Annotated in this window: 22 protein-coding genes; 8 read left to right on the plus strand and 14 right to left on the minus strand. The window is 49.3% G+C overall.

Annotated elements, in window-relative coordinates; translation table 11 throughout:
• The 3 genes from AACT35_RS02390 to AACT35_RS02400 form a co-directional block, all read left to right on the plus strand.
• Positions 1–203, plus strand: a 203-nt coding sequence (locus AACT35_RS02390; RefSeq protein WP_143596767.1) for a pentapeptide repeat-containing protein, incomplete at its 5' end; no start/stop codon positions are given.
• 82 nt (positions 204–285) lie between these two features.
• Entirely contained in the window at positions 286–669 is a 384-nt protein-coding gene (locus AACT35_RS02395) for a hypothetical protein (protein ID WP_099238717.1), read from the plus strand.
• A gap of 264 nt (positions 670–933) precedes the next feature.
• Entirely contained in the window at positions 934–2226 is a 1293-nt protein-coding gene (locus AACT35_RS02400) for an LCP family protein (RefSeq protein WP_254047982.1), read from the plus strand.
• Here AACT35_RS02400 and purT read toward each other — a convergent pair.
• From purT to cruF, 3 genes are all read right to left on the minus strand, one after another.
• Positions 2223–3395, minus strand: coding sequence for a formate-dependent phosphoribosylglycinamide formyltransferase (gene purT / locus AACT35_RS02405; protein ID WP_099238721.1), 1173 nt, complete (start codon positions 3393–3395; stop codon positions 2223–2225). The genes AACT35_RS02400 and purT overlap by 4 nt on opposite strands.
• Positions 3396–3440: 45 nt before the next feature.
• Positions 3441–4634 (minus strand): 2'-O-glycosyltransferase CruG, encoded by a 1194-nt coding sequence (gene cruG / locus AACT35_RS02410; RefSeq protein ID WP_099238723.1) that lies wholly within the window; start codon positions 4632–4634, stop codon positions 3441–3443.
• Between the two features lie 78 nt (positions 4635–4712).
• Complete coding sequence (gene cruF / locus AACT35_RS02415; RefSeq protein WP_099238725.1) at positions 4713–5621, minus strand: gamma-carotene 1'-hydroxylase CruF; 909 nt, start codon at positions 5619–5621, stop codon at positions 4713–4715.
• Positions 5622–5864: 243 nt separating this feature from the next.
• On the opposite strand from cruF, the gene AACT35_RS02420 reads away from it, so the two are divergent.
• The 3 genes from AACT35_RS02420 to AACT35_RS02430 all read left to right on the plus strand — a co-directional run bounded on the left by AACT35_RS02420 (position 5865) and on the right by AACT35_RS02430 (position 7868).
• Complete coding sequence (locus tag AACT35_RS02420; protein WP_099238727.1) at positions 5865–6524, plus strand: response regulator transcription factor; 660 nt, start codon at positions 5865–5867, stop codon at positions 6522–6524.
• Positions 6524–7048, plus strand: a complete 525-nt coding sequence (locus tag AACT35_RS02425) for an adenylyltransferase/cytidyltransferase family protein (RefSeq protein ID WP_030006697.1) — start codon at positions 6524–6526, stop codon at positions 7046–7048. Before AACT35_RS02420 ends, AACT35_RS02425 begins: the two co-directional genes overlap by 1 nt.
• Before the next feature lie 130 nt (positions 7049–7178).
• Positions 7179–7868, plus strand: a complete 690-nt coding sequence (locus AACT35_RS02430; protein ID WP_099238729.1) for a GUN4 domain-containing protein — start codon at positions 7179–7181, stop codon at positions 7866–7868.
• Here the strand turns inward: AACT35_RS02430 and AACT35_RS02435 are convergent.
• The 5 genes from AACT35_RS02435 to AACT35_RS02455 all read right to left on the minus strand — a co-directional run bounded on the left by AACT35_RS02435 (position 7865) and on the right by AACT35_RS02455 (position 13055).
• Positions 7865–8728 (minus strand): carbohydrate ABC transporter permease, encoded by an 864-nt coding sequence (locus tag AACT35_RS02435; RefSeq protein WP_099238731.1) that lies wholly within the window; start codon positions 8726–8728, stop codon positions 7865–7867. The genes AACT35_RS02430 and AACT35_RS02435 overlap by 4 nt on opposite strands.
• Positions 8728–9708 carry a carbohydrate ABC transporter permease gene (locus tag AACT35_RS02440; RefSeq protein ID WP_339374582.1) on the minus strand — a complete coding sequence of 327 codons (981 nt, stop codon included), beginning with the start codon at positions 9706–9708 and terminating at the stop codon, positions 8728–8730. The genes AACT35_RS02435 and AACT35_RS02440 overlap by 1 nt, the downstream gene beginning before the upstream one ends.
• 85 nt (positions 9709–9793) lie before the next feature.
• Positions 9794–10948: an ABC transporter substrate-binding protein gene (locus tag AACT35_RS02445; protein ID WP_254047984.1), complete on the minus strand. Its 1155-nt coding sequence runs from the start codon at positions 10946–10948 to the stop codon at positions 9794–9796.
• A 232-nt stretch (positions 10949–11180) separates the two neighbouring features.
• Complete coding sequence (locus AACT35_RS02450) at positions 11181–12296, minus strand: ABC transporter ATP-binding protein (protein ID WP_099238737.1); 1116 nt, start codon at positions 12294–12296, stop codon at positions 11181–11183.
• A gap of 75 nt (positions 12297–12371) precedes the next feature.
• A complete protein-coding gene (locus AACT35_RS02455; RefSeq protein ID WP_099238739.1) occupies positions 12372–13055 on the minus strand; it encodes a Uma2 family endonuclease in 684 nt (227 codons plus the stop codon).
• 99 nt (positions 13056–13154) lie between these two features.
• Here AACT35_RS02455 and AACT35_RS02460 point away from each other — a divergent pair, with 99 nt between their 5' ends.
• Complete coding sequence (locus AACT35_RS02460; protein WP_012307650.1) at positions 13155–14555, plus strand: aspartate ammonia-lyase; 1401 nt, start codon at positions 13155–13157, stop codon at positions 14553–14555.
• Here AACT35_RS02460 and AACT35_RS02465 read toward each other — a convergent pair.
• Positions 14552–14674 (minus strand): hypothetical protein, encoded by a 123-nt coding sequence (locus tag AACT35_RS02465; RefSeq protein ID WP_255346743.1) that lies wholly within the window; start codon positions 14672–14674, stop codon positions 14552–14554. The two genes, AACT35_RS02460 and AACT35_RS02465, sit on opposite strands and share 4 nt — an antisense overlap.
• Here AACT35_RS02465 and AACT35_RS02470 point away from each other — a divergent pair.
• Complete coding sequence (locus AACT35_RS02470) at positions 14665–15324, plus strand: Uma2 family endonuclease (RefSeq protein WP_099238741.1); 660 nt, start codon at positions 14665–14667, stop codon at positions 15322–15324. The genes AACT35_RS02465 and AACT35_RS02470 overlap by 10 nt on opposite strands.
• A 98-nt stretch (positions 15325–15422) precedes the next feature.
• Here AACT35_RS02470 and AACT35_RS02475 read toward each other — a convergent pair whose 3' ends face one another.
• From AACT35_RS02475 to rpsT, 5 genes are all read right to left on the minus strand, one after another.
• A complete protein-coding gene (locus tag AACT35_RS02475) occupies positions 15423–19418 on the minus strand; it encodes a DNA-directed RNA polymerase subunit beta' (RefSeq protein WP_065711033.1) in 3996 nt (1331 codons plus the stop codon).
• A 92-nt stretch (positions 19419–19510) separates the two neighbouring features.
• Positions 19511–21421 (minus strand): DNA-directed RNA polymerase subunit gamma, encoded by a 1911-nt coding sequence (locus AACT35_RS02480; protein ID WP_012307653.1) that lies wholly within the window; start codon positions 21419–21421, stop codon positions 19511–19513.
• Between the two features lie 112 nt (positions 21422–21533).
• Complete coding sequence (gene rpoB, locus AACT35_RS02485) at positions 21534–24845, minus strand: DNA-directed RNA polymerase subunit beta (RefSeq protein WP_099238743.1); 3312 nt, start codon at positions 24843–24845, stop codon at positions 21534–21536.
• A gap of 208 nt (positions 24846–25053) precedes the next feature.
• Positions 25054–25833 (minus strand): TatD family hydrolase, encoded by a 780-nt coding sequence (locus AACT35_RS02490; RefSeq protein WP_099238745.1) that lies wholly within the window; start codon positions 25831–25833, stop codon positions 25054–25056.
• A gap of 75 nt (positions 25834–25908) precedes the next feature.
• Positions 25909–26208: a 30S ribosomal protein S20 gene (rpsT, locus tag AACT35_RS02495; RefSeq protein ID WP_012307657.1), complete on the minus strand. Its 300-nt coding sequence runs from the start codon at positions 26206–26208 to the stop codon at positions 25909–25911.
• Between the last annotated feature and the right edge of the window lie 213 nt (positions 26209–26421).

Raw genomic sequence — 26421 nt, forward strand, 5'->3', positions numbered from 1 at the left:
AAGGGGTCAATCTCCGGGGGGCAGATCTCAGCCATAGTGATCTGACCGGGGCGTCTTTGGTGGGGGCAAATCTGCGGGGTTGTCTGCTCCAGGGGGCAAATCTCCAGGGTTGCAACTTAGAAAATGCTGACCTAGAAGGGGTTGCTTTGGGACGGGTCAATTTGCAGGGGGCGATCATGCCCGATGGCCAACGGCGTTGTTAAATCCGGTGCTGTCCCGCTGAGGAAAGCTGGAGCATTAAGAACTTAAGCTAGGATAAATGTAGTCCCTGCGGAGTCGAGATCTATGGCTGAATCTGGCGATCGCCTTGGTGAGAATCGTCTACGACAATTACGTCTTTACCTCTATTTGGTGCCGATTCTGGGTTTTTTTCCGGCATTATGGCAGCTCTATGGATCCAAAGGCGATCGCCGTGAACAACAGATTAGTCGCCAGGCGATTATGCTAATGCTGAGCTGGCTAAGCCTCTACCTGGGGTTAGGCTGGGGGAGTGACCATCTGGCGGGAATTGGCGGGTTTCGGATGATGTATCTCAATGCCCTGCTGACGTCTGGATATTTTCTCGGTTGCTTTGTTTTGATGGTACGTGTTTGGCAAAAATCCGCTAAAACACCCCCAACAAGCACTGATCAGATGGCCGACAATTTCGAGGAATATTTTCTGAAGTAAAACTCACCAAAAGTGGAACCTCTGGTTTAGCATAGCTATCAAAGTATTTCGTCCCGCAATTTTTAGTGTGGTCTTTCCGGTGTGAGGAAACCTGTGCCTGCAACAAAATCGTCCCTAGCAAATCAACGTCTATCGGCCAAAGCAACCCAAAAACAAAAAAACGCTAAAGCTAACCCTTTTCAGAAGTCGTCGTCGAAAAAACGGCGGCCTCTTTCGACCTGGCACTGGTTAATGATTTGGTGTGGATTGACGGGCGTTTCGATTGTGTCTGCTACGGCGGGTGCTTTACTGGCGGTGTCCCTCTCCTCAACCCCCCTGCGCCAAACGCCCCTCGCCCCGGAAGAACTCAGCGTCTTCTCCCAGGATGAGGCGATCGCCAAACAATCCCTCCGTTTACCAGAACTGACGCGCCCCGTAAATATTCTGCTGTTGGGGACAAAAGTGCTCACCTCCGAAGTGGATGATGGCACCAATGAAGACCTCGGTTACCACGCCCTCGTGAATTCCTTTGAAGGGCTGGCCGATACGATGTTGCTATTGCGCTTTGACCCCGCCGACAAACAAATCTCTATCCTCTCCATTCCCCGGGACACCCAGGCCAACATCGAAGGCTATGGTCTCTCGAAAATTAACCATGCCAATGCCTACGGTGGTGCAGTCCTTTCCGCCAAAACCGTTGGGGATCTTCTGGGTGGCGTCGAAATTGACCGCTACATCCGCGTCAATGTCCAGGGCATTGGCAAACTCATTGATGCCCTCGGTGGGGTCACAGTCTACGTCCCGAAGGACATGAAATACCAGGACGATAGCCAGCGTCTCTACATCAACCTCAAGGAAGGAGAACAGCACCTTAATGGCGACGAAGCCCTCCAATTTTTGCGGTTCCGCTATGACGAATATGGCGATATTGGCCGTGTTCAGCGCCAACAGACCCTAATCCGTGCCGTTCTAGAGCAAGGTTTAACTCCCAGTAACTTGGTGAAATTTCCCCAGGTCATGTCGATTATTCAATCCCATATTGATACGAACATGAGCGTGCAAGAACTGATTGCCCTCGCTGGCTTTGGTTCTCAGATCGAGCGCAGTAATATTCAGATGGTGATGCTCCCAGGGGAATTTAGCGGCGACGGCAGAAACGGCAGCACAAGCTATTGGTTACCCCACCGCAGCCGCATTAGTCGGGTGATGGCCCAGCATTTTGACATCCAGACCGATTACGCCAGCAATTTAGATTTTCTCTCCCCTGAGGATGTGCGCATTGCAATCCAAGACAGTACCGGGAATTCCCAAGCTGTGCGATCGCTCCTCCAGCGTTTAAACGAAGCGGGTTACAGTCGGGTTAGTATCGCCCAGGACTGGTCAGAACCGTTGGAAAACACGCGCATCGTCGCCCAAAAAGGAGATGATCTAGCGGCTTCCGAAATTCGCGCAAACCTAGGATTTGGGGAAGTTCGGGTGGAAAGTACCGGAGTATTAAATTCCGACATTACGATTCAACTGGGCCGCGACTGGCTCACCCTCGCAAATAATCTCCCCGGTCAAACCACAGTTAATTAAAGCGATTCAACGATCTTAATTGTGGCTGCTGCCGTCGTTGCCTTTTGGCGGGCTTCGGTAGCATCTTTCCCCTTGGCGAGGGCAACCCCCATGCGACGGTAGGGACGAGAATCAGGCTTACCAAATAAACGGAGGTCTGTGTCTGGGATGGCCAAGGCTGCCGCAACGCCAGTAAAAATAATTTGATCGCTATTTTTCTCAGCTAAAATCACCGCACTGGCCGCTGGACTCAGTAATTCAATGGTGGGAATAGGTAGACCCAAGATTGCCCGGAGATGGAGTTCAAATTCATTCAGGTTTTGGGAAATGAGCGTCACCATGCCCGTATCGTGGGGCCGGGGAGATAATTCCGAAAAAATCACTTCGTCTTTGGTGATAAAAAACTCGACCCCAAAAATGCCAGCGCCACCGAGTTTATCGGTAACTTTCCGGGCAATGTCCTGGGCATCTTTTACTTGGGCTGCGGTTAAACCAACGGGCTGCCAGGATTCTTGGTAGTCACCCCGCTCTTGGCGGTGGGCGATCGCCGGACAAAAGAGCGTTTCTCCTGCCCATTGGCGGATGGTGAGGAGGGTGATTTCTACCTCGAAATCGATGAATTCTTCGATGATAATTTTGGCGGTGTCACCCCTGGCCCCCTCAATGGCGTAATTCCAGGCCGTTTCTAATTCGTCGGCAGTTTGTACCACGGATTGCCCTTTACCAGAGGAGGACATTACGGGCTTGATCACGTTGGGAAAGCCGATGTCCTGGGCGACGGTTTTGAGTTCTGCGAGGTTGGTGGCATAGGCATATTTGGCAGTGCGCAGGCCTAATTTTTCGCTGGCAAGATCCCGGATGCGATCGCGGTTCATGGTGAAGTTAGTGGCGGCGGCGGTGGGAATGACAGTGTAGCCTTGCTGTTCTAATTCGATGAGTTTTTCGGTGCGGATGGCTTCTACTTCCGGCACGATCAGATCCGGTTGATGTTTTTTGATCGCCGCTTCGAGGGCTACCCCATCAAGCATCGAGATGACTTCCCGTTGGTCGGCCACCTGCATTGCCGGGGCGTTGTCATAGCGATCCACAGCGATCACGGTATTGCCTAAACGTTGGGCGGCGATCGCCACTTCTTTACCCAGTTCCCCAGAGCCCAACAACATGATTTTTTTCGGTAATGCGATCGCCATTTTTTCACCTATTGCCAAGAACAAAACAGGGATATCATACCGTTTTTAGCTGTACACGCGCCCCCGCCAGGCCTTGGGTTTTTGTCGGGCTGAGAGGAAAATCCGTGCCACCGCAAAGGGATCGGCAAAGGGAGATAACCAAAATAACCATGCACTTTTACCGACGCTAAATTGGCGATCATAGGAGCCGGAAATGGCCAACAGCATCCCAAAGCGCACCAGGAGCAAAAAGACATTTAAGCCCAACCAACCAGACAAAAAGGGGTTGCTTAAACCTTCTTCGATGCCCCCAAACAGCAGCATCGTTAAGGGAATCGGTAGGCCTTGCACCATGGTCAGCAGCCACAGTTGCCCCCAGAGTTCTGTCCGGGAGGTGGCATCTTTTAGATCGAGCGATCGCCCCCACTCATCCCAGGTTTCCCGCATCCCTTCGTACATTCTGACTTTAATAATTTTCGCCCCATCCAAGAAGCCCACCTTATACCCAGCCTTGGCAATATTGCGCGCTAGGGTCACATCATCACAAAAAGATCCCGCCGCCGAGCGGTAGCCCCCTACTTTTTCTAAAACCTCGCGCCGACAGAGAAAACATTGCCCATTGGCCATCACACTGTCTTGATCTGGTTGGCGAATCCCCGCCACATCAAAGCGAAACAGCAAGGTCATCAATAGTGCTGGCTGTAACCACCACTCCCCCAGCGATCGCAAAATAAACTGGGGCGACAAGGAAACCAAATCAAACCCCTCCTCTTCAGCAGCCTGGAGAACACTGGCGATCATGCCTCGCTGCGGTTGGGTATCGGCATCGACTCCCAAAATCCACTCACTGTCTGGGGAACTATGCTCAAAGCCCCAATTTAACGCCCAGGGACGGCCCACCCAACCTTGGGGTAGTGGATCATCCGTTAGTAAGCGAAACCGGGGGTCCGTTGCAGCTTTGGCTAAAACTTTTTCCCTGGTGCCATCGGTGGAATTACTATCAACGACGAGGATTTCTCGCACTTCATAGCTTTGCTGACTTAGCCCATCCAGGCAGGGTTGAATCCGTTCTACTTCGTTGAGGCTCGGCACCACCACTGTGACAGCGGCTAAATTATCAGAATTTGAAGCTTGGGGAGTCAAAGGTGATCGCCGCACGGCCCCCTTCATTAACCGCGATAAGACAACTAAAGCCCCACTACCCTGAATGAGCAAGCCAAACAAACAAAGACCACCGATCCATACCGGGGAAAAATCCATAACTCAAGTAATTTCCAGCTAAAAATAAACACAAAAAACCCCCAATTTTAGAGGATGGGGGCAATACGAAAAAAATAGTTAACGACCGGCGCCCACGGGCATTTTCTCAGTCGTGGCATCCACCATCGGCAGCGTCGTCGTTGCTTGGCTTGCTTTGGGGATACTGAAGTACAACACAGTAACTGGTGCCAAGCCCAGCAGGATTCCCAACAAAATCGGTGGATAAATGCCGCCACCAATGCTCATCATCGTCGCAAAGCCAAAATTCAAAAGATACATGGCGAAGGGCAACATCAACTGTTCCCGGGACAGATCAAGGGGTTCTTTGCCCCAAAACAGACTGGCAATGCCCATAAACACACAACCGGTTCCAAACCAACCGGAGAAATTTTCGTAGGGCATCCCGAAAAATGGCCCAACCACTTCCCATTCCCAGAAAGGTACAGCGGTCTGGCTCATCCCCGGATCTAGAACAAAATCCCAAGAGGTGAGCAGCAAAGCGCCAAGGGCGATCGCCGCTAAAGAATAAATCCACCGGGGTAAGTTATATTTCTGCAGACCCACCCGCGCGATCAGAAAACTACTAAAGCCCAGATAGAACCAGGATAGGGGAATGGTAAACGGGACTAACCCCGCAATCTTATAGCCCAAACCGCTGGTGTAGTGATAAGCCCCAAACGGAAACCCCGTACTGGTGCCCATTAGTTCCGCTGATACCGACACTGCTAGCGCGGGAATGAGAAAAGACAATAAATATTTTTTCCCCAGCAGGCGATAGGCATAGACAGTGACCGCAGCCATCCCCAGGAGCATGTACATCACACCACCATTGGCCATCGAGAGACGAAAAGCAACCTGGCCAAAATCGGGCAAGCTGGCAATGAAGTCGGCATTTGGTAAAACAAGCAGTAAGCCCGCTAAACCAAAGGCCATGGCCAACCCATGACCCCACAATAAATATTCTTCTGGCTTGAGCCTAATTTTCATAACTGGCGCTGACCTCCTGGCGTCCCTGGGGCGCAAAATTGAACTGAGAAGCGATTGACACTCCCCATAGTTTACAAAAAATTGTAAATAAATCTGTAGATTGGTTACAAAATAACCACTCGTATCGCTCTTATCTGTAATACCCTTGATCTAACCACGTTTTTTGGGTGGAGAAGAGCTTTCCGAAATGTCTGTAGTCTGTAGATTAACCCGTAAATCTTTATTTTCAGTTGGTGCAATGACATGAAACGAATTCTTGTGATCGATGATGATCCTATCTTGCAAAAGATCCTGGAAAATTTACTCACGCAAGCTGGATATCTCGTCGCGGTCGTTCTGTCTGGAAAGCAGGGACTCGATATTTGGCTGGAATTTCAACCGGATCTAATCGTTTCTGATGTGCGTATGCCAGAAATGGATGGTTTTGAATTCTGCCGGTATATTCGTTCTCAACCGACAGGACAGTTGATTCCTTTTCTATTTTTGTCGAGTCAGACTGATGTGGAGGCGCGCGTTGAGGGTCATTTTTCAGGGGCCGACGACTATATCGCCAAACCCTTTGAAATGAAGGAATTACTCGCAAAGGTTGAGCGCCAGCTAGCCAGAATAGAGAATATTCGCGCAGAAATGCAACGGCTCGCTGCCCAGGCTAACGTTGAGCAGATGAAGCAAGCCCCAGAACCACTCCCGTTAACCCCCGCCGAGATGCGTGTTTTTTGGGAGGCGGTTCAAGGTTGGACTAATAAGCAAATCAGTGAGCATCTTTATGTCAGTCCGCGCACTGTCCAGACGCACCTCAGTAGTATTTTGAATAAATTAAACCTTGAAAATCGGTCTCAATTGGTGCGGTTTGCCTATGAAAATGGCTATGAAAAACCAGCAAATCATTCTGAGGACAACTAATGGGACAGGTTTATGAGTTGGCGGTGTTGCAGCGGGCGATCGCCACTGATCCAGACCGCTGGCGTCCCCTTGTGTTTACCAATGGCTGTTTTGATCTGCTCCACGTGGGCCATGTCCGTTATCTAACCGCTGCGAAACAACTGGGCAAAACTTTGGTGATTGGCTTAAATGGCGATCGCTCGGTCACAAAGATTAAACCCCAACCCGACCATTTACCCGATCGTCCCATCATCCCCGAAGCCCAACGCGCTGAACTTTTGACCGCTCTCGCTGTTGTGGATGCCGTCGTGTTATTTGATGAACCCACCGCCACCCAAACCATCGCTGCCCTACAACCGGATATTTATGTTAAGGGGGGTGATTACACGCCAGAAACACTCCCAGAAGCGCCTACCGTCAAGGCCTACGGCGGCAAAATTGAGCTGATCCAGATTGAAATTCCGACCTCCACCAGTGGCATTATCCAAAAGATTCTTCAACAAGAGTCAATATTTCCTACTGTGTCCTGTGATAGTCTGGTTTGATGGTGATTTCCGTCCCACTGGGTAAAGCTTTATCGCTCTGCTTGACTCAATAGTAGATTTTGACGGGATCGCCCACGCACTACATCCATCACAATTTTTTGACGCAACACATTGGGGAGACACAGTTTACATGGAGGCAACCAGCGATTTACTGCAAGAATTTTCGGCATTATCGGCGAAAAAGCAGCTAGAACAAATCCCCCAACTGATTGACCAAGGGGATGCTGGTTTTGCTTGCTTGAGAGAATTTTTGATGGCGCAAGAGGGCCAGGCGGCAACCCCTGTCATGGGAAGAATTTGCCAAGTGCTTACCCAGAATCAAACTGCTGACAATTTATTGTTTATGCAGCAAGAATTTCCGGAGGGGGTCGTTGAACTCAAGTCAGCGCGAGGGATTGATTACCAGATTATTCAAGACAAATTGATCGAAGAGGAGTTTCTGGAAGCAGATATCTTAACCCTCCAGAAAATGTGTGAACTGGCAGGGGAATCTGCTATGAAACGAAAATGGCTCTACTTTACGGAGGTAGAGCGGTTTCCCGACGAGGATCTGCTCACCCTCGATCAGCTGTGGCAGGTTTATTCTGGCGGGAAATTTGGCTTTTCGGTGCAGCGTAAATTATGGAATTCCCTCGGTAAGGACTTTAATGCCCTCTGGGAAAAAATTGCCTGGCGAGATGGGCGAACCTGGGCGCGTTATCCCAAAGCATTTATTTGGAATCTGGATGCACCCAGGGGACATCTGCCCACCTCCAACCAGTTACGGGGCGCAAAAACAATCCTCGCGCTGTTCCAACATCCCGTGTGGACAAAGGACTAGGATTTCACTGAACCCGCTAAAATTCCCCGTACGAAATAGCGTTGTAGGCTGAAGAAAACGCCGAGGGGAACGATCATCGAGATAAAGGCTCCGGCAGTGAGTAGGTGCCAGTCTTGACCCCGTGACCCGACTAAATTACTCAGTTGGATTGTGACGGGGGCAACGTCATTGGTGGTGCCCAAATAAACTAGGGCGATGAGCAAATCATTCCAAACCCAAAGAAATTGGAAGACCGCAAAGGAGGCGATCGCCGGCATCGAGAGGGGGACGATTAATTTCGTAAAAATCTTCAGGTGGGACGCGCCATCCACCGCCGCCGCTTCGATTAAATCTTTTGGTAGTTCGCCGATATAATTCCGCAGAAGATAAATCCCCAAGGGTAAGCCATAGCCCGCATGGGCGAGCCACACTCCCAGAAAACTGTTGGACAAGCCGAAATCTCGATAGGCCCGCAGAATCGGAATCAGGGTCGTTTGTAGCGGGACAACCAGTAAACAAACCACCACGATAAATAAAAATTGCCGCCCCGGAAATTTCATCCAGGCAAAGGCATAGGCGGCAAAACAGGCGATCGCAATCGGGATCACCGTCGCGGGAATGGCGATCGTCAAGCTATTAAAAAATGCCTGTCCCATGCCCTCCGCTTGCAACACATCCACATAATTTCCAATGTGATATTGGGTTAGTTCAAAGGGATGTTGAAAAATTGTCCACCAGCCCGTTTCCAGCATTGCATCCCGTCGCCGAAAGGAGCTAATGAGTAACCCCACCGACGGCAATGTCCAGATAAAAGCGATCGCCAATAACGAAATATGAATCGGTGTTTTTTGCCAAAATTGAGTTTGCTTTTGCTGTGCCATTAGCGTAATTTCTCCTGTGTTCTAAACCGTCGAATATTACTGATCATTACCGGAATAATTAAGATTAAAAGCACGATGGCGATCGCACTACCACGCCCAAAATTTCGATAATTAAACATCTCTTTAATCATGCGACTGGCAATCACTTCTGTGCCATAATTGCCCCCCGTCATCACAAAAACAATATCAAATACTTTCAAGACCAAAATAATAATCGTGGTACTGACAACGAGAATCGTGGAACGGATCATTGGAATTGTAATTCGCCAAAAAATTTGCCAACTATTCGCCCCATCAATCCGCGCCGCTTCGATCACTTCTTCGGGAATACCCTTAACCGCTGAAGATAAAATCACCATCGCAAAGCCCGTGTAAAGCCAGATCATAATTGCAATCAAAGCAAAATTATTTACCGATTGTTCGACAATCCAGCCCACGGGTTCAAAGCCAAAATTCACCAACAGAGCATTTAAAACACCAATTTGATCATCCCCAGCGGGTTTGTAGGCGTACATAAATTTCCAGATGACACTCGCTCCCACAAAGGAGATTGCCATCGGCAAGAAAATTAAGGATTTAATAATTGGTTCATAGCGCACTTTGTCAACCAGTACGGCAATAATTAACCCCAAACTGACGCTGACACCTGTAACCAAAACAAGCCAAAGCAAATTGTTTTTAAACGCAATTAACATTGCCCGGTCAGTGAAGGCAAAAATATAGTTTTTTAGCCCCACAAAATTTTGCGATCGCCCATCTAGAAAACTCAAATAAAAAGTTTGCACCGTCGGTAAAATCAAATAGGCAGAAAGCAATAATAATGCCGGAGAAATATAAACCCACGGCAATAGTCGCCGATTCCACGGTTTCGGCAGGGCATTAATCGCAATATTCGCTAAATAAAACAGTCCAATCACACCGCCACAACCAATGGCGATCGCCAAGACCACGTTCAGTAGACGCGTCCAGAATTCCATCATGACCTCCATGAAATACTTACAGTCTCGGTTAAAGAAGGATTCAGGGGAATCGAAGTCCCCCTTCAAAGGGGGATTTAGAGGGATGTTACTCAGGCCAACTATTTTCAATATTGGTTAAAACCGTTTCGGCATCTGCGCCGCCGACATAGTCCACCATGCCCGACCAGAACGTGCCCGTGCCCACCGCACCCGGCATCATATCCGACGCATCAAAGCGGATCACTTCCGCATTCCCCAAAATCTCTGCTTGTTTGCGGCTCAAATCTGTGGGATATAGGGCCAAATCAATGCCCTGCCGGGGCGAAAGATAACCCCCTAGTCCTGCGGCGACCTCGTGGGGCGTTTTACTGGCGAGATATTCCATCAACTGGCGCGCTTCGGGGGTGTCATTAAACATTGCGAACACATCCCCCGCAACGAGGATCGGCAAACCTTGCTCCGGATTAATCTGCGGCAGTGGGAACACATCCACATCCTCACTGAGATTAATGTCCGTTGGTAAAAACGCTTCAATAAAGTTCCCTTGCTTGTGTAGGTAGCAGTTGGGATCGTCGCCAAACAGTCCTTGAATCGAATCTCCGAAAGGCGTACTTAAGGCACTCACTACGCCACCATAGACATAATCTTCGTTGCGAACAATGTCACCGAAAATATTGACCGCATTTTCCACCGCCGGATCGTTAAAGGGAATTTCGTGGTTGATCCACTGGTCATAGACATTGGGGCCTGCGGTGCGTAGCATAATTTCTTCGACCCAATCGGTACCGACCCAACCCGTCGAATCGCCACTTTCCATGCCAATACACCAGGGGGTTTTGCCTTCAGACACAAGGCGATCGCTCAGAGCTAGCATTTCATCCCAAGTGGTGGGAATTTCGTAGCCATTCGCCGCAAATTGCTGCGGGTTGTACCAAACTAAACTTTTGACCGAAGCCCGATACCACACCCCATAGGGCACATTTTCCACACTACCGAGCTGAATCCAAGACTCATCATAGGCCGCCTGCAAATCCTCAAGGCTCATAAATTCTGTGAGGGGAACCAACCGACCTTCCCGCGCGAAATCCGCCATCAGCCCCGGTTGGGGAAACATCGCTAGATCAGGCGGATTGCCAGAATCAACCCGAATCGGTAGGGTCGTCGCAAAGGTATCTGTGCCTTCGTAAACCACTTCAATGCCTGTTTCTTCGGTAAAGGGAGCCAGTGCCGCCTCAATTTTTTCCTGTTGCTCCCCGATCATTACTCCGAAAACGGTGACTTGTTTGGTATCGCTTGCTGCATCGTCTTCAGAGGTTGTTTGTTCGCCAACACAGCTCGTTAAAACCAGTGCGGAACTAAGTGCAAGGGAAGTAAGCTTAAGTGGAAATTTTTTTTGTAAAAAAAACATTCATAAAAGTTGAATTCAGCAAATAAATTAAAAGAGAAGTTTTATTTTGAATGGGGTTTAAGCGCCCCAAAAATAGCAGATGATTTTATGCAATAACGGTTTCCATTTCGCGATCAAAAAGATACAAGCGTTGGACATTCCATAACACATCAAGGGTTTCTCCCTGTTTAACCGTAGCACGGGGGTCAAAGCGCGCGACGAATTCTCCTTGTTCAGCCGTTGTGAGATAAACAATGAGTTCATTGCCCATCATTTCAATCATATTGATCGTCGCTTGCACAGCGACAGTGGGAATATCAGGGGGTAAATATTGGGGATGATAAATATCTTCAGGACGAATCCCTAGGGTAAGGGGCCGATCCTTGAACGTCACGCCACCATCGACTATAAATTGCGGTAAATATTTTTGAATTGAAATTAAGTTTTCCCCCAGTTTGAGACAGGGTTCCCCTTCATTGGTGGTTTGTTCGACGTCAAAAAAGTTCATCGCGGGACTGCCAATAAATCCAGCGACAAACAAATTATTGGGATTGTTATAGAGATTGCCGGGACTATCGACCTGCTGCAAAATCCCATCCTTCATCACGGCAATGCGATCGCCCATGGTCATGGCTTCCACTTGGTCGTGAGTGACGTAGATAAAGGTGGTGTTGAGGTCTTGGTGGAGTTTACTAATTTCTTTACGGGCCTGGACACGCAATTTTGCATCAAGGTTAGAAAGGGGTTCATCCATCAGAAAGACGGCGGGTTTACGGACGATTGCCCGCCCCACGGCGACCCGTTGCCGCTGTCCCCCAGAAAGTTCTTTGGGTTTGCGTTGTAATAGTCTTTCGATGCCTAATTGGGCGGCGGCACTCTGGACACGCTTGTTAATTTCGGTTTGATTAACTCCCTGCAATTGCAGACTGAACGCCATATTTTCATAGACGCTCATGTGGGGATAGAGGGCGTAGGATTGGAACACCATCGCAATGTCGCGATCTTTAGGGGAGAGGTGATTGACCCGGCGATCGCCAATGCAAATTTGCCCATCGGTAATCGATTCCAGACCCGCCAGTAACCGGAGAGAAGTGGTTTTCCCACAGCCGGACGGCCCCACAAATACTAAGAATTCACCATCTTCGATGGCAAGGTTGAGGTTGTTGACGGCGACAAAATCATCAAATCGCTTCGTCACTTGCTCGAACGTTACGCTAGCCATAGAAAGTTTTGGATTGACAACAATTATTCCCCATTAAAGCGAATAATCCTTCAATTTCCCAAAACTAAAACCACATCATTGGGGCTGTTCGACTTGCAATTGTCCCATAAACCACTGGGCCACCTGGGCATTGCCGTCTGAGGCAACACGTTCTAGGGCTTCTTCCAATAACGCTTTCGGTAAGTCCTTTAAAACCTGAGATGTTTCAACGGATTCATAGCGTCCAGCCCCATTTAAAACTAAGAGAAAAAACCGTTGAGCCTGGATATCAATCACCCAATATTCAGGGATACCTAACGCAGCGTAAATTTCTTTTTTACGGTCTAAATCATGGAAAATTGTCGTGTCAGAAATTTCACCTACTAAATCTGGCACGCGCCATTCATCTAAGTTTAAATAACGGCGATCACCTTGTTTCCACACAGGATGATTTTTTCCAAGATACAAAACCAAGTCAGGCGCAGCGGCAATTTTTTTTGAGCTTTTTTCCAGTTGACAGCCGCCCATTAAATGTCCTGTATTTTCTGAATTGAACGCAAACCAAAAACCAATGAGTAAAGTAAATAGATTATTTACTGAAGCGTGATTAATTCCTTCTGCGCCTATTTCAACTAATAATGAATTTTGATAAAAATACAGCTTTTGTTTATTAAGATCATCGGTGGGCAAATTCCGCTGTTGTTGGTACGCTTCCCACTGGGACGGAACCCAAGGGGCGATCGCCTCTTTCTGGCGGGCATTCTTCATCGAAGCAACCATCGGTTATCCTCCAGAGCATTGATTAGCTCTATTGTAAGATCTGAATTTCGTGCCATCCTTTTAAACTAGGGGGATACAAACTCGATTCAGTCAAAATATATGAGCGCAGATTTTCGCATTGAAAAAGATTCCATGGGCGATCGCCAAATCCCCCACGACGCCTACTATGGCATCCAAACCCTGAGGGCGACGGAAAATTTTCCGATCAGCGGCATTAAACCCCTCCCTACCTATATCGATGCTTGCGTTCTGATCAAAAAAGCGACGGCGATCGCCAATGCGGAACTCGGTTGTATTGAAGCCCAGATGTCCGAGGCAATTGTAAAAGCCTGTGATGAAGTGTTGCAGGGGGCATTACGAGAGCAATTCGTCGTCGATGTGTACCAAGCCGGGGCTGGCACCTCCCACCACATGAATGTCAATGAAGTCTTGGCGAACCGTGCCCTCGAACTTCTCGGCGGCGAAAAGGGCGATTACCAAACCGTTAGCCCCAACGATCATGTGAACTACGGGCAATCCACCAATGATGTGATTCCCACGGCAATTCGTATCGGTGGGTTATTAGCCCTCGAACATTGTTTATATCCAGCTCTCTCTGGGGCGATCGCCACTTTGGATAATAAAGCAGAAGAATTTGCCCACATCGTCAAATCTGGCCGCACCCACATGCAGGATGCCGTTCCCGTCCGGCTTGGGGAAGGATTCCGCGCTTGGGCAGAAATTTTAACCGCCCACATGGGGCGCATCGAAACCGCCGCCAAAGATTTAACGGTTTTAGGTTTAGGCGGTAGTGCTTCCGGAACAGGTTTAAACACCCATCCCCAATATCGTTTCCGCGTGGCAGAAATTTTAAGTGAACTGATCGGGCAACCTTTGACCTCCGCCCCCCACCTAATGGCAGCGATGCAAAGTATGTCGCCCTTCGTCAATGTTTCCGGTGCGTTGCGTAACCTTGCTCAGGATCTCGTGAAAATTTCCCACGATCTGCGTCTGATGGATTCTGGCCCTAACACTGGCTTTAAGGAAATCCAACTGCCCCCTGTGCAACCCGGTTCCTCGATTATGCCCGGTAAGTACAATCCCGTCATGGCGGAAATGACTTCTATGGTTTGCTTTCAGGTGATGGGCTACGATACGGCGATCGCCTTTGCCGCCCAAGCAGGTCAATTGGAACTTAACGTGATGATGCCTCTGATTGCCTATGATTTAATCCACAGCATCGAAATTCTCGGCAACACCATCAAGGCCCTCAGCGACAAATGTATTGCAGGCATCACCGCCAACGAACAACGCTGTCACAATTATGCTGAAAGCAGTCTGTCCCTTGTGACAGCCCTCAATACCCATATCGGTTATCTCAACGCTGCCGATGTCGCCAAGGAATCCTTGCAAACGGGCAAAACCCTCCGGCAAATTGTCCTCGAACGGGGCTTAATGGATGAGGCGACCCTGGCCCAAGTTCTCGACCTCGAAAAAATGAGTCAATTACCCAGCAATTAATCGGGAATAAAAAAGGCGATCGCCTCAGGCAAAAGGGAAGGCGATCGCCACTCTAAACCAATGCACTTCAGTAAGATAGATTTAGGTTTTGTTGTGAAGAGGAAATACCATGGTCGCAACACCAATTAGAACAGATATTCCTAAACCAGTGGGAGAACAGCGGGTCGCATTTCATAACCTCAGTTGGGATGACTATCTCAAAATTTTTCAAGCATTACCCCAAGACCGCCATTTCCGCCTCTCCTTTTGTAATGGAACGTTAGAAATCACCGCGCCTTTAGAAGATCACGAATTTGCCCTACGACTCATTGAACTCTTTATTCGACTCCTTGTCCTTGAAATGGGATTAAAAATGAAGACAATGGGTTCAACAACCATAAATCGTAAGGATGTAAAGAAAGGAGCAGAGCCCGACTGTGCCTATTACATTCAAAATCAGCCCCAGGTTGCAGGACGTAATGTTGATTTTGACAAAGATCCGCCGCCCGATCTCATCATAGAAGTGGATATCACCAACACAAATATTAATAAAAATCAACTTTATGCAGCCATGGGCGTTCCTGAATTTTGGCGATACAATGGCGAAACTCTACGCATATTCACGCTAAACAATGGCGAATATGAAGAATGTGAAACCAGTCCATTATTCTCGATTGTGCAGAAAGAAGATTTATATCGTTTTCTCGCTGAGGCAGTAGAGGATGAGATGGAGGCAATGCGTAATTTTCAAGCTTTCTTAAAACAGAAAATAACAGATGAAGACAATTAAAAAGGCGATTTAAAAATGAGTTTTTAGCCACATAAAAAAATGGGCTAGCCCGAAGACTACCCCACATTGTTCAATGATTTTCAGGTTTTAGATTGCCATTATTGATCCTTCATCCAATTATCATCAATCATCGCATCATCATCAATCACAGGTGCTTTTCCCTGGACATCCGACGGGATCGGCGTATCATCAGAAATTAATTCATCGCCAGAGATAATATCCTTACGGTTTGATTTTCCTTCCGTAAAGGCCCGTGCTGTTTGATCATCGAGAATTTCGCTGCCATCAAGATCATCATAGGAACGACTCGACAACCCAGCACCATTGTCATTGGTCACGACATTGCTGTATCCATTGGGAGACCGTGAAGTTCCTTCGTCTACGAAATCATTTTGACTCGCAAACCCCGTTCCGGCTGGAATCAAGCGACCGATAATCACGTTTTCCTTGAGGCCCCGTAACCAGTCAGATTTTCCTTCAATGGCTGCTTCGGTGAGTACCCGTGTGGTCTCTTGGAAGGAAGCCGCAGAAATAAAGCTATCGGTGTTCAAGGACGCTTTGGTAATCCCTAGGAGCACTGGAGTATAACGGGCCGGTGCACCACCAGTAATGGACATGGCTTCGTTAACTTGTTCTACTTGACGTAGTTCAATTAACTCCCCTGGCAACATTGTGGTATCGCCACCGTCATCGATGCGAACCTTTGCCGTCATCTGACGCACGATCACCTCGATGTGTTTGTCAGAAATGTCAATGCCCTGGGACTGGTAAACCCGCTGCACTTCTTCTACCAAGAACCGTTGAGATTCCCGGAGACCAATCAAAGCCGCTTCGTATATCCCCTTACTCTCAGCGTAGTAATCAAAGAAAATTTCTAGGATTTCGTGGGGATTATTCAAGCCGTCAGTGAGGGGTTCTGCTGGGCCAACCCGTTGACCATCGACCACCATCACACTTTGGTTGAGGCTAACCGGATACTCGCTAATGACACCGTCATCTTCGATGACTTTGACATCCACGGTTTCGTCGTCGAGATATTCGACTTGGCAGGTGCCAGGGCGACGGGCGAGCACTGCTGCTTCCTTGGGTTTCCGGGCTTCAAGAAGTTCTTCGATCCGGGGGAGACCCTGGATGATGTCCCCAGTTTTTGCCCGCTCAAAGACGAGCAGCACGAGATTATCACCCCGTTGGACTAGATCACCTTCGTCGATGTGCAGGACTGCACCACCAGACACACGGTAAGGCCGAGCGTGACGGAGGACAATTTCTTTGTCGCTGACTTTGAGGACTTGGGCGGAATCTTCGATCACAACGCCTTCGGCAATTTCGGTGCCAGCAACCACCAGGGTATTTTCTTTCACCTTGGCTTTGCCGTCGATGGCGAGGGTTTGGCGATCGCTATCACGCACAATCAACAAACGGCGGATCGCTTCTTGACCGGAACGGATCCCTCGAACCTCACCGGGTTCTTTACATTGAATTTCCGTGCGGGCCACCACTGCGCCAGGGGCAATTTCCTGGCCATCTTCGACCATGAGTCGGGTCTGAACTTGGCCGCCAAAGGGATCACTATCGGAATCACGGCGGAGAATCAAGGACTCAAGAATCACTAACTGGAGACGTTTTACTTCGTCATCGGTGGGATCATCTTGAAGTTCAATGTCCGCATAGAGGTTCGCGAGGACATCTTCATCTTCCCCTTCAATGGCACCAATTTCGATAATCAATTGGGTGCTCAGGAGAGAAACACCATCAACGGATTTCACCCGTTCGCCATCTTTAAAGAATAAGCGCTGGACAGCATGGAGTTCGATATTCCGGCCTGCGCCCTGTTCGTTAATGGAACCTTGGGACGGTTCAACGGGGGTATCCTCGACTTGGAATTCCTCGACGGGACGGACAAGGAGCGCGACCCCTTCGGTGCTGATCACTTTTTCGCCGTAGCTCAGTTTGTCGATGGTCACCCCAGGGATCACCTCTTCACCGGGCTGGATCAGTTGTTCGTGATATTTATCGGCGATCGCCTCTTCTGTCAGGTGCAATTCACCCGGCTTAATAATCACTTCCCGGAGAATGTCATTCTTTTCGATGACCTCTGCGACCCCAGCCGACTGAGAGAAAATATCCTTAACGACTTCTGTGCCCGCTTCGACGTACTGGCCATCTTCGACGATACGCAGAGAGCTATCCTTGTTTACCTCGTGGGTTTCCTCTGGGATCCAAAGGAGTGTGCCCCCTTTCAGCACTTCGTAGCCCTGTTTTTTCGTGCCCTTGGCCACTTCTACACCAGAGTATTTGATGATGCCTCCGGTGGTTGTCCGGTAGCGGTCATCAATAAGTTCAGCGATGTTGGCGTTGTTTTGCACCTTCGTGCCGGGGGCTGTTTTCAGGAGGAACTGATCCCCTTTAGAGGTTTCAATGATGTATTGTTCTGAGCCGCCCCCAGTTTCGTGGAGTACCTTCGCCTCATCTAGGAGTACCGAAGCGGTGACAATTTCAATCTCTCGGCTGTTGGGAATGAGTCGTACAACACCACCGGAGAGGGAAACTAATTTTGTTTCAGCGAGGATATCACCCACATTGACATGGGTGCCGTTTTCAACGACGGGTTCAGCCCCAGCCGGCAGATTATAAACATCCCCAGCTAAAACCCACATCAAACCACTTCTTTGGGCGGAGCGGGTTGTGTTGCCTTGACGATCCGTTTTTTCTTCGGCAATGAGGTTATCAAAGAGAACTTCCCCAGCCAGATCGGAGGAAACGTCTTTGGTCGCTCTCTCGGTGGATTTTTGGGTTTTCTGACCCGCACCAACTTCAACGAGCAGATCGCCTTTCTTGACGGAAGCTCCTTCTGCCACCAAGACAAAGGAACCCGGTGAGAGCGCATGGCTTACCATTTTGCCATTGTCGCTGGGCTTCAACACCAGAGTACCGGCTACTTCTACCTGCTCTACTTCATCCCCGTGGGGCGTCCGCATCCGCCGCGTGCTGAGGCCATCTTTAAATTGAATCGTGCCAGCTTTGGAGGCTTTGATCGTCCGGGCGGCTTCCTTGGTAAATACCCCCCCGGTGTGGAAAGTCCGCATGGTTAACTGGGTGCCAGGCTCCCCAATGGATTGGGCCGCAATAATCCCGACGGCCTCTCCCATATCGACCATGTGACCGTGGGCAAGGCTCCAACCATAGCACTTGCGACAGACGGAACGGGCCGCTTCACAGGTCAGCGGCGATCGCACTTCCACTTCAGCTACCGTAGTCGCAATTTTCTTCGCCAGATCAGCATCAATATCTTGATTTCGTTGGGCAATGACTTCCCCAGTTTTGGGATCAACCACATCAGCATTGAGTACCCGACCAAAGAGACGATCTTCGAGGGAAATCTGTTCGCGTTCACCATCGGTCATGGCACGGAGTTTGAGACCCCGGGCGGTGCCGCAGTCTTCTTCGCGAACAATCACATCCTGGGAAACATCCACCAGACGACGGGTTAGGTAACCGGAGTCAGCAGTCCGCAGTGCCGTATCTACCAGACCTTTGCGGGCACCGTAAGAGGAAATAATATACTCAGTTACCGTCAGACCTTCCCGGAAGTTGGTTTTAATCGGCAAGTCAATAATTTCCCCTTGGGGATCCGCCATCAAGCCGCGCATCCCGACCAACTGACGCACCTGGGAGAGATTACCCCGGGCACCACTAAAGGCCATCATGTAAACGGAGTTGAGGGGGTTGGTTTCCCGGAAGTTTTTGACCACTTCATCTTTAAGGGATTCAGAGGTGCTGTTCCAGGTGTCAATAACCTTTTGGAAACGCTCAACCTCAGTAATTTCACCACGGGAGTAACGAGCTTCTGTGGTCTTAATTTCCTGTTCGGCGCTGTCTAGCATCTGCCGCTTGATGGGCGGTACCTGGAGGTCATCGACACTAATCGAGACACCAGCCTGGGTTGCGTAACGAAAACCAAGGGTTTTCAGTTCGTCGGCCATGGTGGCACAGTGGGCAGAACCAAAACTCGTGTAGGCCCAGGACATCAGCTTTTTCAGACGTCCTTTATCGATGATGCGGTTGTAAAAAACGGCGGGTTTTTCCTTGGTCATGGTTTTTTGTGATCTCTGGTGTTAATAACTTAAGAAGAAAAACTTAAAGAAAGCAAAAGGCGATCGCCCTTTTCTTTCCGCTTACAGTCACCTTATACAGGTAGTCCTTCTGGGAGCGTCCGCTCGGTTAAATCAAGGGCATCTTGGATCGTCTTGTTGTAGATGATTCGTCCCGGCGTTGTGCGGATAAACTGGCTAATCATTTCACCCTCTGCCGTTTCCCGAACCTTCCGTTCACGGTAAATTTTCAAAATAGAACCATCCTCTAACGTTTCAGATTCCAACACCCGATCATCCGCCTCATTGGTCTCAACATCGCCGAGGTAGCGCAACCATACATAGGCATGTAAATCCACATCTCCTTGCTCATAGGCCCGCAACGCATCATCCATACTGCTAAAGTAGCGTCCCGCACCCCGCTGTGCCCCTGGATTTTCCGCCGTCAAATAATAACAACCTAAAACCATATCCTGGGAAGGAGCCACAATGGGTTTACCCGTAGCGGGCGAAAGAATATTATGGCAAGCCAGCATCAACAGACGAGCCTCAGCTTGGGCCTCCAAAGACAAAGGCACGTGCACCGCCATTTGGTCGCCATCAAAGTCAGCGTTAAACGCAGGACAAACCAACGGGTGCAACTGAATCGCGCGACCCTCCACGAGGATCGGTTCAAAAGCCTGAATCCCTAGTCGGTGTAGCGTTGGTGCCCGGTTGAGTAGCACAGGGTGACCCGTAATTACTTCAGCGAGCACATCCCAAACACTTTCATCCCCCCGTTGAATCAGCTTCTTCGCCGCCTTAATGTTGCTGACAATAGTGCTCTTAATCAGCCGTTGAATTACAAAAGGCTGGAACAGTTCAATGGCCATCTCACGGGGCAGACCACACTGATAAATTTTTAGCTTTGGCCCAACCACGATGACAGAACGACCAGAATAGTCAACCCGTTTCCCAAGGAGGTTTTGCCGGAAACGACCTTGCTTCCCTTCAATAATGTCCGATAAAGACTTGAGGGGGCGGTTATTTGCACCGACAACTGTCCGACCACGACGACCATTGTCAATTAATGCATCCACCGCCTCTTGCAACATCCGTTTTTCGTTGCGGACGATAATTTCCGGCGCCAGAATTTCTTGTAATCGAGCGAGACGGTTGTTTCGATTGATAACGCGACGATAAAGATCATTCAAATCGGAGGTGGCAAAGCGGCCCCCATCGAGCTGCACCATCGGGCGCAGATCCGGTGGAATGACAGGGATACTGTTCAGAACCATCCATTCAGGGCGTGCCCCAGTCGCAATAAAGTTATCAATAACGCGCAAACGTTTAATTAACTTCGCCCGTTTTTGACCTTTAGAATTAGCAATGCCTTCCCGTAGTTCCTCAGCAACCGCCTCTAACTCAAGTTCTTGCAGCAAACGCTCAATCGCCTCGGCCCCAATGCCAACTTCCACATCCTCTAACTGAGAATCTTCGCTGTAGAGTTGCTCTTCAATTTCTAACCACTGATCTTCCGTCAATAGCTGCTTATAGCTGAGGTTAGTCGCATTACCCGGATCGAGAACAACATAGGCATTGAAATAAACAATTTGCTCCACATCCCGTAGTGCCATATCCAGCAAAATGCTGAGGTAGCTGGGGATCCCCTTGAGATACCAAACGTGGGTAACTGCCGCAGCGAGCTTGATGTACCCCATGCGATGACGACGCACCCGAGATTCAGTGACCTCTACGCCACAACGCTCACAGACAATTCCCCGGTGTCTAACCCGCTTGTATTTACCACAGTGGCATTCCCAGTCCTTGGCCGGGCCAAAAATCCGCTCACAAAATAAACCATCCATTTCCGGTTTTAACGTCCGGTAGTTAATAGTTTCTGGTTTTGTAACCTCGCCGACGGTTTGACCATTTGGTAAAGTCCGCTCTCCCCACTGGCGTACCCGTTCAGGAGAAGCAATACCAATTTTGACGTAATCGAAATGTTGCTCTTGTTGACTTTTCATGCCCGTAACTGCTCTTTAAAAACGACTCGACGAATAAAATTTGGCCTATACAAGCTTCAAAAAGCATGGGGCACATTTGGCAAAATGCTGGCCCCACTACTTTTAAGGATGCTTACTCTGCTACCTCTTCTACTAAATCCTCTTGATCTTCATTGGTGACTGACTCATAGGTGGGCCGGTTAGGGGCGCGACGTTGATTGTCCATCATCAAATCTACTTCCACATCACGACTGGTACCATCATCGGCTGCTTCCACTTTATGAACAGCAATGTCGAGACCCAGGGATTGCAATTCTCGCATTAGAACTTTGAACGATTCGGGAGTACCTGGGCGAGGAATCGGCTTCCCTTTGACGATCGCATTTAAGGCTTCGTTACGTCCTTGCATATCATCGGATTTCACCGTGAGTAACTCTTGGAGAGTATAAGCGGCTCCATAGGCTTCGAGAGCCCAAACTTCCATTTCCCCGAAGCGCTGACCACCCTGCTGGGCTTTACCACCAAGGGGCTGCTGCGTCACCAGAGAGTACGGCCCCGTAGAACGCGCGTGGATCTTATCGTCAACCAGGTGAACAAGCTTAAGCATGTACGCTTTACCGACAGTCACGGCTCGATCAAAGGATTCCCCAGTCCGACCATCGTAGACTTGGATTTTGCCAGGTTCATCTTCATTAAAGACCCAGTCTTTGTTTGGCTTTTTCGCTGCTTCGCGAATTTTGCCATGTACGGTTTCCCGTGATGCTTCAGCTCCGTGCATTTCGTCGAAAGGCATCATCTTAAAGCGAGCATTGAGATGTTCGCCGGCCCAGCCTAGGAGACACTCAAAAACTTGGCCTACGTTCATCCGGGAGGGAACCCCTAGGGGATTGAGCACAATGTCGACAGGGGAACCATCGGGTAAGTAAGGCATATCCTCAATCGGGAGAATCCGGGAAATAATCCCCTTATTCCCGTGGCGGCCTGCCATTTTATCCCCAACTTGGATTTTTCGTTTTTGAGCCACGTAGACCCGAACCACCATATTGGCACCCGGGGGTAATTCATCGCCCTGCTCACGGGTAAAGACACGGACATCAACCACACGTCCCTTTTCACCGTTGGGAACCCGGAGGGAGTTATCCCGTACATCCCGTGCCTTCTCCCCGAAAATTGCCCGTAGGAGTTTCTCTTCCGGTGGCTGATCGGACTCACCTTTCGGAGTGACTTTACCGACCAAAATGTCACCAGATTCTACCCAAGCACCAATGCGAATAATCCCTTGTTCATCGAGGTGACGCAGAGCATCTTCCCCAACGTTGGGAATTTCACGGGTAATCTCTTCAGGCCCCAACTTTGTTTGACGGGCTTCAATTTCGAATTTTTCAATGTGGATACTGGTATACACATCGTCATATACAAGGCGCTCACTGATTAGGATTGCGTCTTCGTAGTTGTAGCCTTCCCAGGGCATATAGGCGATGGTCACATTTTGACCGAGGGCAATTTCACCACCTTCAGTTGCGGAGCCATCTGCGAGAACCTGACCAGCGACAACATCTTCACCAATGTCTACAAGGGGACGCTGATTAAGACAAGTATCTTGGTTAGAACGCTGATATTTTTGCAGAGGATAAACAATTTCAGCGGCGTCCTCGGTTCCTTCACCGGTTGGTTGCACGCGGATTACGGTAGCGTCAACGAAGGTAACAACACCATCACACCGGGACACAATGACCATCCCAGAGTCACGGGCTGCTTGTGCCTCCAGACCGGTGCCAACAAGGGGACGCTCTGGTCTGAGGAGGGGAACAGCCTGCCGTTGCATGTTAGAACCCATCAGGGCACGGTTTGCGTCATCGTGCTCTAGGAACGGAATCAGTGAGGTTGCAACAGAGACGATTTGTAGGGGCGAAACTGCCACATAGTCTACTTGTTCGGGAGTGGTAGTCGAGAATTCCCGACGATAACGCACGGGAACTGTTTCACCGAGAATGTTACCGTCTTCATCCCGTGGTACATCGCCGGGGGCAACCCGCAGATCGTCTTCTTCGCCTGCCGTGAGGTAAACAGAGCCTTGGTCAAAGAGGATTTTGCCGTTTTCGACTTTGTAATAGGGCGTTTCGATAAAGCCATATTCATTAACGCGGGCATAGGTTGCTAGGGAACCGATGAGACCAGCGTTGGGACCTTCTGGGGTTTCTACGGGACAAATCCGACCATACTGGGTGGGGTGAATGTCTCGCACAGCAAAGCCGGCCCGTTCACGGGTTAAACCACCAGGGCCGAGGGCGGATAGACGCCGTTTGTGGGTCAACTCAGCGAGTGGATTGGTTTGATCCATAAACTGAGAAAGCTGGGAGGAGCCGAAAAATTCCTTAATCGCCGCAACAAGGGGTTTTGGGTTAACCAAGGAGGCTGGTGTTAGGGTGTCGGCTTCACTGACGGTCATGCGTTCACGAATGATGCGTTCAAGACGGTTTAGACCAACACGTACTTGGTTTTGTAGGAGTTCACCCACGGACCGAACACGACGATTGCCCAGGTGATCGATGTCGTCAATGTTTCCGGTATCGAACTCTAGGTTAATGAGATAATCAATCGCCGAGAGGATATCGGTGGGGGTGAGTACCCGTACGGTATCGGGGATGTTGAGCCGTAACTTTTTATTGATTTTGTAACGACCGACTTTACCCAAGTCGTAGCGCTTGTTGTCGAAGAAACGTGATTCTAATAGCTGCTGACCACCGCTGACCGTGGGAGGTTCCCCGGGGCGGAGCTTGCGATAGAGTTCGAGGAGTGCTTCTTCTTCGCTGGGATTGCCTTCTTTTTCGAGGGTTTTTTGATAGAAGTCAGCATGGCGCAAGGCGTCAAGGATTTCGCTGTCGGATAGACCCATGGCCTTGAGGAGTACCTGGGCTGAAAGCTTACGGGTTTTATCAATCCGCACCCAGACAATGTTGTTTTTGTCTGTTTCAAATTTCAACCATGCCCCACGGTTAGGAATGAGGGATGCGGAATAGGTGCGACGACCATGTTTATCAACTTCGGATTTGTAATAAACCCCAGGCGATCGCACAATTTGGTTGACGATTACCCGTTCTGCACCATTGATGATGAAGGTACCACGGTCTGTCATCAGAGGCAGATCCCCAATGAAGACTTCCTGTTCTTTGATTTCGCCAGTTTCTTTGTTGATGAGGCGGGTGGGCACATACATCTGGACACCATAGGTGCTATCCCGACTCTTGGCCTCACTCATGCTGTACTTGGGTTCTTTGAGACGGTATTTTTCCCCAATGAAGTGCAGCTCTAATTTGCCGGTGTAGTCGGTGATGGGCGAGAAACTGTTGAGCTCCTCAATTAACCCTTTTTCAAGGAACCAACGAAAGCTTGACCGTTGAATATCAATTAGATCAGGAAGCAGGCTTTGGGTGATATGAGTCATAGGTATTATCTTGGGTCGGGATAACTGGGAGGCAATGGTGCAGCAGATGGCAGGCGATCGCCTTGGGTTAGGTAGAGAGTTTGTGTAGAAGCCAAAAGGCCCTTCAATGATAGTCCGGGACAAAGGCTCCTACAGCAGAATGCGACCTTCTCTGATCCCTAGGTTGAATCCTAAGGTGACGAGAATGCCGACAAAATAAAAAAGATATTTAGAAATGCAGCCGAAACAGCTGGCGGGCATTAGCTGTCGTTTGTTGGGCAAGGGTTTCCAAAGAAGTTTCCCGTAATTGAGCAAGGTATTCTGCCACATGGCGGACAAAGGCTGGTTCATTTCGCTTTCCCCGTTTGGGTACAGGGGCAAGAAAAGGACAATCTGTTTCGATCAAAAGGCGATCATCGGGCACTAGACGAGCGGAATCCCTGACCTGTTCAGCATTTTTAAAAGTCACCACACCACTAAAGCTAACGAAAAAACCAAGGTCAAGAAACCATTGAGTTTCTTCGGGGGTGCCACTCCAACAATGCATTACACCGCGCACTGGTTGATCATTCGCCTGAAACTCTTTGAGGATTGCTAACAATTCTGCCGCTGCATCACGACAGTGAATGATCACCGGCAAGTCTAGTTCCGCCGCCAGCTCAAGTTGTGCCCTGAGTACTTTTTTTTGGTGACGGTGATTTTCCGCCTTAAAAAAGTCTAGGCCCATTTCTCCAAGGGCAACGATCCGCGAATCACTCTGGGCCAAGGCCTTGATTTCTGCAGCCATGGTCTCTGTCCACTTATCTACATCGAGGGGATGCAGGCCGACAGAAAATTTTAGCTCCGGAAACCGATCAACCAGGGCTTGAATTTCAGTGAACTCTTGGGGTTCGACGCAGGAATGGACCAAGTGGGCAACACCAGCGGCACGCCAACGATTGGCGATCGCCTCGATATCTTCTTGGAAAACATCGAAGTTGATGTGCACATGGGTGTCAACAAGTTGCATGGTAAAAGTGACAGCGGCTCCTTCAAATGATTAGCAAATAGGGCAAACCCCAGAGAACGCGACCGCTCTCTCGTCCTAGGCGGCCACTTGTCCAGTTGCTTGTTTAAATTCCTTTGCGAGCCGTGCCTTTTTCCGGGCAGCCGTATTGTGATGGTAAACTCCCCGTTTTACAGCTTTATCAATTTTGCTGTAGGTTGCAGAGAGATATTTTTGTGCTTCTGCCTGGGCATCTGCAGAGGGAGCCGCTGCATATTGTTCAATCGCTTGGAGGCACTTTTTGGTGAGGGTCTTGACCGCAGACTTATAGGATTTGTTGCGGAGACGATTACGTTCAGCAGTTTGGATACGCTTAATCGCAGATTTAATATTAGCCACAGTGGTCTAGGTTAATTTAGGTGGACAGATAAATATAGATGATCAAAAATCTCATTGTAGCAAAAGTTGCCCCACTGAGATCAATCACCGTAGAATTTAGGTTAGGAGTTGGAAGTCTCTAATTTCAGAGGTGAAATTCTACCACGAAAACCGAGGATAAGCGCGGAATGGCTGCCATTGGTTAGGAAAATTCAGTAGAATGAGACAAGATTT

The sequence above is a fragment of the Synechococcus sp. BDU 130192 genome, assembly GCF_963876085.1.
Taxonomy (GTDB): domain Bacteria; phylum Cyanobacteriota; class Cyanobacteriia; order Cyanobacteriales; family MRBY01; genus MRBY01.